This is a genomic window from Sphingobium sp. SYK-6 (assembly GCF_000283515.1).
In the GTDB taxonomy this organism is placed as follows: domain Bacteria; phylum Pseudomonadota; class Alphaproteobacteria; order Sphingomonadales; family Sphingomonadaceae; genus Sphingobium; species Sphingobium lignivorans.
On record NC_015976.1, the window covers coordinates 3,103,312 to 3,114,318 of the forward strand.

The window sequence follows — 11,007 nt, forward strand, 5'->3', positions numbered from 1 at the left end:
CACGCCCTCACCTGTTCCTGCCCATGCTCATCGCCGGGGCACTCAGCTCGTCGCGGCCGATGCACCCTGCCCCTTTCCCCGCCGCTGACGTCAGGGAATGGCCGACTCGATCATGTCCGCGCTTTCCTTCATGGCGACATGCTGGAGGTCGTGCGTGTAGGGCATCTCTTCCACGCGCCAGCCCGGCCGCGCGCGCAGCTTTTCGGCCATGGGGCGGAACGTGTCGTTCTTGTAGCCGGTAGCGAGGACGTAGGTCTTCTGCGGAATGCGCTCGCGCGCACCGGTCAGCCGCGCCTTCTCGCTGTAGCAATAGACGGACTGCGGCGTCCGCCTCTCCTCATAAGCGGCACGCGCCGCGGCATCCATGTGGGTGTTGAAGCCGACCAGGTCCGCGCGGGGCGGCGGGACGAGATAGTCGCCTTCCTCGGTCGGCAGATGCGGCTCGCCCGGGACAAGGTCGTTCAGGCTTTCGCCGTCCTCGGGGTAGAAGGCATCCATGTACATGATCGACTGGATGACGCCTTCCGGCACGAGTTCGGTCGCCACGGACACCGGCATGCCGCCATAGGAATGGCCGACGAGCAGGATATTCTCGAGCCGCTCATATTTGATGACGTTGGCGATGTCCCGCGCATGCATCGAGAGATTGACGGCCGGGCTGTTCAGATGCTCGCGCTCGCCAAGGCCGGTCAGCGTCGGCGTGAAGACGTGATGGCCGCGATCGATCAGGATGTCCGCCACGCCTCGCCAGCGCCAGCCGCCGACCCAGGCTCCATGGACGATGACGATCGTTGCGCGCTTGTCTGCCATTCCTAGCTTCCTCGTTCTGTTTTCTGGTCCTGCGCTCGCCCGGCGGGCGCGTGTCCTGCGTCAAATGAGCTTGCGAGCGAAAGATGCCGGATTCCGCATGCTGTCCGCGCTCGCCGTGAAATAGTGCCGTCAATTCCGGCCGGCCGTGCCGATGCCACGGCCCTTCATTCCGCCGCGATTTCCTCGGCATAAGGCACCGCGGTGACCTGATGGGCCTGAAGGCGCGGAAGCACTTCGGCTCCGATCCGCCGGATCTGGTTGAGGAACATCTCCTGCGGCATGTGCCCGCGATTGCACACGAGCAGGACATTGTTCGCCCCCGCCTCGTTGCATTCGGCGATGATGCGCTCGACGATCTCGTCGGCCGTGCCGACCGGCATATGCTCGGCCGCCGCGCGGACCGTGTCCATCGTCCACTCGTTGAACACGGTGTCGTCCTGGGCAAGCGTGCCTTCCGCGCCGTTGCGCAGATGCTCGAACGCGTTCGAGCTGTAATAGCCCTGCTTCTTCACGTCCTTCTGGTAGACCTGATCGTAGCGCAGCAGCGTGTTGAACAGATACATGAGATAAGGCCCATATTCCTCGATGGCCTGTTCCTTGGAATCAGCCACATAGCATTCGACCATGATGTTGATCCGGTCGGGCGTGACTTTCCGGCCGTGCTTCGCCTGGCAGCGCGCGAAATGGCGGATGGTATCCTCGCGCATGGGCCCGGGGAACACGCCGGGCGTGATCGCCGCGTCATTTGCCGCCGCCCATTCGATCGTCTCGCGCGAGCCGGTGAGCGGCACCCAGACCGGCGGGTGCGGCTGCTGCACCGGACGCGGCCAGATCGAGACGTCCTTGTAGTTGTAATGCTTGCCCTCGAAGGAGAAGCTGTCCTGGGTCCAGGCGCGCCGCATCACTTCGAACGCTTCCTCGAACCGCTCGCGCGATTCACTCATCGGCACGTTGAAGATGCGGTATTCGCGCGGCGCCCCGCGCGCGACGCCCGCGATGATCCGGCCGTTCGACAGGCAATCCAGCATCGCGAACTCCTCGGCAAGCCGGAGCGGTTCATGGATCGGCAGCAGGTTGGCGTAGATGAGGATCTTGAGCCGCTCGGTGCGCTGCGCAATCGAGGCCGCGATGAGATTGGGCGAATTGCCCATGCCGAAGGGCGTCCCATGATGCTCGTTGATGGCGACGCCATCAAAGCCGTGCTTCTCCAGCTCGACCCAGGCGTCGAGATGATTTTCGTAAGTTCTCACCGCGACATTGGGATCGAAATGACTCTTCCCAAGACGCGGCATCTCTCCGTTTACACGGAACTTGTCGACACTCTCGCCATAAGCAAGCCAGTCAAAGACAAATACTTGCACATCAATTCTCCAAAATACCAACTTGATTATCAGATTTACATAATGAATACTCTCCCGGTTCAAACCGGAGAGGCAAACAGACATGAAGAAGACTTTCGCCGCGATCGTGAAGCGCACCGAGGCCTGGGATCCGGGCCGGGAAGCCCATGAGCAGGACGGGTTCGAGCATCACGCCGCCTTCGTCGCGGGACTTGAGGCCGAGGGCTTCATCGCCATGGCCGGGCTCATGGAGGAGAGCAGCGACGTGCTGTTCATCTTCTTTGCCGACAGCGTGGCCGAGGTTCGCGAGCGCATGGCCCGGGATCCCTGGCAGCAGGATGGGCATGCAAAACTCGTCCGCGTCGAGGAGGTGCAGTTCCGCATCGGCGCGCCGCAGCAGCCGGCCGGCAGCTAGCGCGGCGCCGGCGGGCTGCCCGGCATCGAGGCGCAGCATGGCCATCACCGGTCGAAGATGGCGATGGTGCGAGCCTCGAAGCTCTCCCGCTTCGGCGCGCCCGGCGCCGAGGTCGGGTCGACGATGGCCGTGTGACCCGACATCTTCCAGTCCGGATCGGCCGTGTCGAACAGGCGGAAGACCAGCGCCTCGTCGGGCTGCATGTCGGGATAATAATACCACTCGTGCCGCGGATTGTAGGCCATGTTCAGGCCGCCCGGAGTGCTCGGGGTGACGGGCTCGTCGCTCTTGCCCAGCCGGACGAGCATGAAATCCTTCTTCTCGACGCTGCGGGCATCGCAGACCGCCAGCGGACTGTTCCGGACCGGCTTGACCCCACGCCACACATTGATGTTGACGAGCCGCTTGCCCGCCAGCTCGGCGGCGCGGTCCGGCATCAGGCGGGCGACCCAGTCGCGCAACGCGGCCTCGTTGAAATCGACATGTGCGCTGAGCGCCGGCCCGCCGCCGCGATCGGTTTCGCCGCCACGCAGGATGCCGAGGAACGCGATCACTTCATCGGCACCGGTCAGCTCGCGCACCAGCGCGCTGATCTGCGGATAATAGCGGGCCTTCACGTCTTCGGGGTCAGCGAAGTTCACGTCCGTGGCGTGAGGAACCAGCGTGAAGCCATGCGTCTCGAAAGACGTCTCGGCCAGCCGGGCATTGCGCACCCGGGCATCATGGTCCTCCATCCCGAAGGAATATTGCCCGTTGGCCTCGATATAGCCGCCGTCCGCCGTCCGGTCGGAATATCGGACGAACGTATCTATGTACGCCTGTTGCCGGGTCTCGTCGGTTACCGCACTCACCATCGGTCTTCTCTCCTGGCTCACAGCCTGCACGCGGTTGCTGGTCCGTCCTGTTTCGCGCGGCTCGCTTCCGTCCGTTCACACTGGCGGGGGGACATCCCCGAAAATAGTGCCCACAATCCGCATGCTGCTCCGCTGGCCCGTGCCCGCAGACGGGCCGGCGCATGCGGATTGGCGAGGCGCCTCAAACCGGGAGCCCCGCGGCCTTCATGGCCCGGATACGCACACCATAGGGCTTCATCCCGGACCAGTAGGTGACTGCGGAAAGCGGGAAGAGGATCGCCGCCGATGTCGCGAGGGCGTAGCGGAGCAGCATGGGATCGCCCCAGACATGCTCGGTGAGAAAGGCCATGTAGGTCGGCCCGAGGCCGCCGCCGATCGCCGACATGGTGAAGAGATAGAGCGCCGTCATCTGCCCGCGCATCTCGTTGGGCGTCACGATCTGCATGGCGGCGTTCAGCGACGGTGCCGCGAACAGCATGCATGCCGAACCAATGCCTCCCATGGCGAGCGCGAGCCATGGGTTGGGCATCAGCGGCCCCAGGATCATGAACGGCGCGGAGAGCGAGAAGCCGATCGCCAGCACCCGCATGTTCGCATCGGCATGGCCGCGGTTGCGGAACCAGTCGCTGATCCAGATCGCGCCGAGCAGCGAGGGCACCGCCAGCGCGAGGCTCAGCAGGCCGGAATAGAGGCCCACCGTTGCGGGGGCCCAGCCATAGCTGCGCATATAGAAGACCGCGCCCCAGGCCGCCATGCCGAACATGTGCAGGGACGTGAAGCACAGGCCGAGGAAGATCGGGCCGTAGATGCGCCAGTGAAGGAGGAAATAGGCAAACACCTCTCGCAAGGTGGCCGCCCGGTGTGTGCTCTTTCCGGGAGATTGCGGCTGGGCGAGGCTGAGGCCCCGGCGCTTCGGCTCGGCGATGCTGGCGACAAGCAGGGCGATCGGGATGCCGACCAGCCCGTTCAGGATGAAAACGAACTGCCAGTCGCGCACGACGCCCAGAAGCGGCAAAGTGACGGTCGGCAACCCGTTGAGGATATGGATCATCAGCGCGCCAAGCAGCAGCGAAATCGCCGTGCCGCCCGTGAAGCCGACATTGTAGATGGCGATGGCGCGCGGCAGCTTTTCGGGCGGAAAATAGTCGGCCATCAGGGAGTAAGCCAGTGGCCCGTTGATCGATTCGCCGGCACCGATGCCGAACCGCGCCGCGAAGAACTGCCAGAAATTCTGGGCGAAGCCGCACGCCGCCGTCGCGCCGCTCCACACGAGGACCGCGCCGGCCGTCAGCCATTTGCGATTGTGCCGGTCCACCAGCCGCGCCGCGGGAATGCCGATGACGACATAGAAGAGAACGGTGGAGAAGCCGAGCAGATAGCTCATCTGCATGTCGGTGAGCCCCAGGTCCCGCTTCACCGGCTCGACCAGCAGCGACATCACGCCGTTGTTGAGCTGCGCGCACATCTGGACGGCGGCGAGCACCCAGGCCGCGTAATAGGCCTGCCGCAACGGCGGCCAAGCAGGCTGCGCGCCGGGCGCCATCGCCGCTTCCGACAGGGGCGCGTGCGCACGCCCGGACTTGATATCGTTCACGACAATGCTCCCGATTGCAGCGTTCCCCGGCGGAGAGAGGCTTGCCCCTCCCCGCCCTTCCGGTCGCCGGAAAGCCGGCCCTGCGGCTGCCCGGTCAGAACTTCTTCCCGAGATGCACCTGGAACACGCGGCCAAGCGGGCTGCCATAGGTCGGATCGAAACGGATGGCGCTGCCGGCAAGGCCCGCCTGATTGACGACCAGCGGTGGATCGGTGTCGAACAGATTCTGGATGCTGAAGGTGAGGTTGAGGTCCTTGGCCGGCATCCAGCCGAGCGCATCGCCGGTATCCACGCCCAGCGTCAGGTCGAAGGTCGTGTAAGAGTCGATCTTGGCATAGCTCGCGGGGACGCCGATCGGCAGTTGCGCGGCATCGATCTCGTAGCCGTTCCGGTAGTTCACGAAGCCGTTGATAAATAGCCGGCCGAACCCGAAATTCTGCTGCCAGCCCACCGTGCCGCGGCCTTGCCAGGTCAGCGGGAAGCCGAGCTGATTGACTTCCTGGACGAGCGCCGCACCCGGGATCGGCGACACTTTCCAGTCCATCGTATAGCTTGCGACCGCCCCGAGGTTCCAGCTGCCGATGCTTGAATCGAAGGCATAGGAGACGTTGAAGTCGATGCCCTTGCCGAGCGTCTTGCCCGCATTGATGCGACGTCCGCTGACCAGCGCGAGCACCCGGTTGGCGGCGGTCGGCGGGCCGAACAGGCCACCCCGCTCGCCGCCGCTATTGTAGCAGTTGATCATTGCGTCGAAGAGCGCCTGCGTGTTCACGGCCTGCCCGAATGCGGCCGCGCAGGCCGGATTGCCCTGGTCGATCGTCGGGAACTCCCCGAAGAAGGCGACCGGGTTGTCGGCCGCCAAAGTCGGGAAATAAGTCGGATTGTAGATGATCTGCGAGTTGTAGATCTGCTGGTTGATGGCCGGCACGGTGCCCACCGCGAAGGCGGGTGCACCCACCTGCCCTTCATAGCTCAGCCACCAGTATTTGGCGGAGACGATCAGGCCCGGAATGTTGCGCGGCGTCCATTCGGCACCCAGCGAATAGGTTTCCGAGGTCTCGGGCGACAGGTTGCGGTTGGCACCGCCGATCGCCTGATAGATGGCCGCCATTCCCAGCGTCTGGCAACCGGTGCAGATCGCGCTGGAGATCTGGTTGCCCATCACGGTGCCGGGGATGACGCCGGTCTGCGAGAAGGGATCGTTGTCCGCGAGGCCCGGCGCCCGGAACGAAGTGCCCCAGCTGCCGAAGAGCTTCAACCCGTCCGTCGGCCACCAGTTGGCGCCGATCCGCGGATTGGATGTCGATCCGGCGTCGCTATAGTCGTCGATGCGGCCCGAGATGTTGAGCTCCAGCCGATGGATGGCCGGCACATTGGAATCCGGCCCCACGATCGGGATGAACAGCTCGCCGAACACCGAGGAAACGGTGCGCTTGTTGAGATTGTTGCCGCCGAAATTGTTCTGCACCAGCAGCGAGCCCTCGTAGCGCTCATAGCCGACCGCGAGCTTCAGGTCGCCTCCGGGCAGTGTGAACAGCTTGCCGCTGGCGCTCGCCGCATAGACCTGCATGTCATGCTTGGCATAGTTTTCGAGCGATCGCCCGCCGGCGAGAATGGCCTGGGCCGTGGCGGAGTCCGTGCAGGCAAAGGCCGTGGGATCACAGAAGAAGTTGAAGGTCGCGAAGTTCGGTGCGGGCGCGCCGCCGGACTGGGTCGTGAGCGACGGTTCGTCATAAGTGCCGGCATAAGCCGAGACGATCAGCGACCAGTCATAAGGCAAGCTCAGCTCGGCCCCGCCCCCATAGCTCCATGTCTTCGTCGTCGCCGTCCGGCGGGGCGAGCCGATGTCGTAGACCGTACTGTAAGCGACGGCGAGGGATCCGGTCTGGCAGGCCGCGAGCAGCTCGGCCGGGCCGGTCACGACCCCGCCGGGATAATGGCTCGGATTGCAGGGGCTGAACGGATTGCTGTTCGGGATGAGCGGCAATTGTCCGAAATTGGTGACACGGTTGCTCGTCGAGGAGTTGGGCCCGTTGATGGCGACTTCGCGGCGCACGTAGAGCGCATCGCCGAACAGGCGGAGCCAGTCGGTCAGGCGCTGCTCGGCATTGAGCGCGAAACGATCCGCCTTGATCCGGGGAATGACCTCGATCCCGGTCCAGGTGTTGAAGTAGCGCGGGCTCGAGAGGAGATCGGCGAGCTTGATGGTCGTGCCATCCTGCCTGGCGGGAATGGCGTAATATCGCCCGTTCACGACCACGTTGCCCGGCGCCGCATAAAGCGAGGGCGCCGGCCCGCCATAAGGCGACAGATCGTCATTGTAGAGATCGGGCCGCGCCGATGCCTCGAACGAATCCTGGTAGCTATGCTGGTAAGAGGCGATGAAGCCGCCTTCCATGGCGCTGCCCTCGCCCCATTTGAGGCCGCCGATGCCGGTGACGTACCAGCCTTCCTGACCGTCATTCTTCCGATAGCCGCCATAGACTTCGAGCGTCGTCTCGGGGCGCCGCAGGATATAGTTGACCGTGCCCGCGATGGCGTCCGCGCCGTACAGGGCCGATCCGCCGTCCTGCACCACATCGATCCGCTGGATCATCTGCGAGGGGTAATTGTCCCCATCGAACACGTTCATGTTCGCGCCTTCATAAGGCACGCGGTGGCTGTTCACGAGACTGAGCGTCGCGCCGGGGCCAAGCCCGCGGATGTTGGGCGACTTGCCGAAGGTGAAGGCCGTGAGCGTGTTGCCCTGCTGGGCCTGGCCGCCGGCGTAATTGTCGCCCGCGCCCAGGCGCAGGATGGACGGGACCGTGTTGAGCATGTCGGCCGTACTGGTCAGGCCCGTCCCCTGCATCTCCTCCTGGCCGAGCTGGACGAGCGAGGACCCGACCGGCGCGACACCCCCGATGCGCGTGCCGGTCACGATGATTGCCTGATCGACCTCTTCCTCCTGCGGCGCCACGGCGGCATCCCCGGAAGCTTGCTGCGCGAAGGCCGGGGCCGTGAGCGCAGAGGCGCCGCAGAGCAGCAAGCCCGCAAGGGTCCTGCTCAATGCGCCCGATTTCAGTTGGGTTGTACTGGTCATCCCGCTTCCCTCCCCTGTCGCGCGTGACATCCGGAACCAGCGCCGGCTTTCCTGGCGGCTTCTGGTGACGCGCTTCGTTCAGTTTCGCCGTCTTTGAGAACGACGCGGCAAGGGAAAATAGTGCCGTCAATTGCCGGTGGCAGGCAGGCGCGAAAAAGGGAGCGCTTTCGTCATCCAGGCTGGATGCGCGTTCGCGATGGTCGCGCCCGGCATCGATCCGCCATCCATTGCCCAGCGGGCGCCAGGATGCAAAATGACGGCACTATTTTGTCCGGCCGGGAGGACCCACGGTCGCATGGAAGGCACGGAAACCGGTGCTGGAGAGGTGCATGATGGTGCGGCGTCCCACCGTGGATGCCTCCCCGAAGCCCGTTCCAGCCGTCCGGCGACCGGCGGCAGGGACGAGGAACAAGGGCTCAGGCATGCAGATCAATCAACTCCATCCGCGCTTTGTCGGGGAGATCATCGGCCTCGACACATCCGGGCCGATCACGCCGCAGATGGTCGAAGCGGTCGAAGCGGCCATGGCGAAATATGCAGTGTGCGTGATCCGCGACGCGAGCCTTGCGGACGAGGATCATATCCGGTTCAGCCGGGCCTTCGGCCCTCTCGAGCTGCCCCCGGCCGGCGGCAAGCGCATCGCGCCGGAACTCTATGACATCGGCAATCTCGATCCGGACGGCGAGATCATTCCGCCCAAGCCGGAAGGTGCGCAGCCGACAGACTTCGAGCTGTTCCATACCGACAGCCCGTTCAACGACCTGCCGACCAAATGGTCGCTGCTGCTGGCCTATGTCACGCCGCCGGTCGGCGCGAACACGGAATATATCGACACACGCGCGGTCTACGAGGACCTTCCGCAGGAGATGAAGGACCGGATCGAAAACCTGTCCGTCGAGCACGACCTGTTCCGGGCCCTGCAGCGCAATGGCGTCCAGTTCGGCGACGATGCGATGAAGAAGGCCTATCCGCGCATGGCTCATCCGCTGGTCCGGACCTCGGCGAGCGGCCGCAAGGCGCTCTACATGGGCTGGCATGGCGTGGGCATCGTGGGATGGAGCGAAGAGCACGGGCTCAGGCTGCTCGACGAGCTCTATGCCTTCGCCACGCAGGAGAAATATATCTACTCCCACCAGTGGCGCCCCGGCGACATGGTGATCTGGGACAATCGCTGCACGATGCACAGCGCCACCTCGTTCGAACGCTACCGCTACAAGCGCGACATGCGGCGTACCACCATCAACGAGTCCGGCCCGGAAGTATCCGCCATCGCCGCCATGCGCGAGGCGGCGGACTGAGGAGCCGTCCGGTCACCGGCGTGCCATTGCCAAAGCCCGCGTTCGAAGCCGCGCGGGCCGAGGCCGGGCGGCCTACAGGGAGAGGCCGAGAAAGGACGCGCCGGGCACCGGATTGAACGAGATCGGCTCGGCCGCGACAAAGCCGAGAGACGCGTACAGCTTGCGCGCGGGGACGAACTTGGCCTGCACGTCGAGCCTCATTTCCCTGTAGCCCGCGGCGCGCGCCTCCTCGATCAGGCGCTCGGCGAGGGCGCGACCAAGATGGCGACCCTGAGCCTGGGGGCGAACATAGAGTCGCTTCATTTCGCAGATTTCGGGGCTGACTTGCCGCATCGCGATACAGCCTTCGATCTCCCCTTCCCGATCCGCGAGCAGCACGCAGCCTTTCGGCGACGCATATTTGCCCGGCAGATCGGCAAACTCGGCATCATTGTCCTGATAATCGAGATTCACAGGCGACCCGGCGATGAACGCGCGCCAGATGCCCAGCACGGCGGCCTTGTCGTCGGGGAAGATCGCGTGGCGGATGATCGTCATGGCATGATGGCCTCGCCGCAAATCGTGGCGACAATTGGACAGCCGTGTGGCGAGGCCCCGCCCCTTCGGGCAGCCCCCTGTCCCCGGCCCTAGTCAGGCGCCGAACCGGTCTCGGGATTGAACTTCGGATTGGCGAAGTCGATCGGCGAAGGCTCCACCTTGGCGGGCGGCAGGGCGCTTTCGGCCCAGGCACGGCAGAGCATGTCGCGCAGCATCGTCGCGCCGGCCGCGGTGCGTTCGTAGATCATCTCGCGAACGTCCTTGTCGGCGAAATTGGCGAAGCCATCGCGCTTCTCGAGGGCGAAGACGTCGCCCACCTTGTCGCCCGAATGGTCGAGATAGGCGAGCACCGCGTCGAACATGTCACCTTCCGTGCGGCCGGGCTGGCCGATGCGCGGCGCGATGTCGGCCACGGTCAGTCCCATGGCGTCGACGAACCGGCTCTCGAAGCGTCCGTGGACGCTGCGGTCGGTGGTGTAGCCATGGGGATTGGGACCGCGCCAGCCATCGCTGCTGACCGAATTGTGCATCGGATTGGCGCCGTCACCGATATAGTGGCCCAGCCGGATCACGTCGAACGCGCAATTCTGCTCGGCGACCGAAGCATCCCTCCCTTCCGCATTCGCGGCGCGGACGTGGCGCATGCAGACGACGATGCGGTCATAGGCTTCGATCGCGGCATAAGGGAGCGTGCCGGTCCAGCGCACATTGGTCCGTGCGGCGGTCTCCGGGTCGCTGTCCTTGATCTTCTCATAGTGCTTGTACACCGCGATCACGAACTCGTAGCGCGAGCGGGGGATCGGCTTCAGGAACGTGAACTGCTCGCGGAACCAGCCATGATTGGGGTCTTCCTCGATCTTCGAGAAATTCTCCGAATTGCCGCGCCAGCTGTCCGGCAGCAGGGAAGCGGCGCCGATATAGTCCTCATATTTGCGCAGGAAGACGGGGCCATCCTCGGGAATGGCTTCGATCGCGGCGCGATCGATGACGGTGTGCGCGGTGCCGCCCCAGGCCCTGGCGACGCCCGGCATGAGGGACAGCGCGGCAAGGGTGGCGAGAAGAAGTGGGCGCATGATT

General features: G+C 64.7%; 9 protein-coding genes. 2 read left to right on the forward strand and 7 right to left on the reverse strand.

Annotated features, from left to right (window positions below):
- Positions 1-90: 90 nt before the first annotated feature.
- Together SLG_RS20495 and SLG_RS20500 are read right to left on the reverse strand one after the other, a co-directional pair.
- A complete protein-coding gene (locus SLG_RS20495; protein ID WP_014077185.1) occupies positions 91-810 on the reverse strand; it encodes an alpha/beta hydrolase in 720 nt (239 codons plus the stop codon).
- A gap of 164 nt (positions 811-974) precedes the next feature.
- On the reverse strand, positions 975-2,102 hold the full coding sequence (locus SLG_RS20500) for an LLM class flavin-dependent oxidoreductase (protein WP_051003772.1): 1,128 nt from the start codon (positions 2,100-2,102) through the stop codon (positions 975-977).
- Between the two features lie 151 nt (positions 2,103-2,253).
- On the opposite strand from SLG_RS20500, the gene SLG_RS14205 reads away from it, so the two are divergent.
- Positions 2,254-2,565, forward strand: coding sequence for a hypothetical protein (locus SLG_RS14205; RefSeq protein ID WP_014077187.1), 312 nt, complete (start codon positions 2,254-2,256; stop codon positions 2,563-2,565).
- Positions 2,566-2,609: 44 nt separating this feature from the next.
- On the opposite strand, the gene SLG_RS14210 is transcribed toward SLG_RS14205, so the two are convergent.
- The 3 genes from SLG_RS14210 to SLG_RS14220 form a co-directional block, all read right to left on the reverse strand.
- Complete coding sequence (locus SLG_RS14210; protein ID WP_014077188.1) at positions 2,610-3,419, reverse strand: CmcJ/NvfI family oxidoreductase; 810 nt, start codon at positions 3,417-3,419, stop codon at positions 2,610-2,612.
- Positions 3,420-3,600: 181 nt separating this feature from the next.
- Entirely contained in the window at positions 3,601-5,013 is a 1,413-nt protein-coding gene (locus tag SLG_RS14215) for an MFS transporter (protein WP_014077190.1), read from the reverse strand.
- Between the two features lie 94 nt (positions 5,014-5,107).
- Positions 5,108-8,095 (reverse strand): TonB-dependent receptor domain-containing protein, encoded by a 2,988-nt coding sequence (locus SLG_RS14220; RefSeq protein WP_158512727.1) that lies wholly within the window; start codon positions 8,093-8,095, stop codon positions 5,108-5,110.
- Between the two features lie 422 nt (positions 8,096-8,517).
- Between SLG_RS14220 and SLG_RS14225 the strand changes: the two genes are divergently transcribed.
- The gene (locus SLG_RS14225; protein ID WP_014077192.1) at positions 8,518-9,393 is read left to right on the forward strand and encodes a TauD/TfdA dioxygenase family protein; all 876 of its coding nucleotides are present in this window, start codon (positions 8,518-8,520) and stop codon (positions 9,391-9,393) included.
- A 72-nt stretch (positions 9,394-9,465) separates the two neighbouring features.
- Here the strand turns inward: SLG_RS14225 and SLG_RS14230 are convergent, their stop codons facing one another.
- Positions 9,466-9,930: a GNAT family N-acetyltransferase gene (locus SLG_RS14230; RefSeq protein WP_014077193.1), complete on the reverse strand. Its 465-nt coding sequence runs from the start codon at positions 9,928-9,930 to the stop codon at positions 9,466-9,468.
- An 89-nt stretch (positions 9,931-10,019) separates the two neighbouring features.
- Complete coding sequence (locus SLG_RS21945) at positions 10,020-11,003, reverse strand: nuclease (protein WP_014077194.1); 984 nt, start codon at positions 11,001-11,003, stop codon at positions 10,020-10,022.
- Positions 11,004-11,007 lie beyond the last annotated feature (4 nt).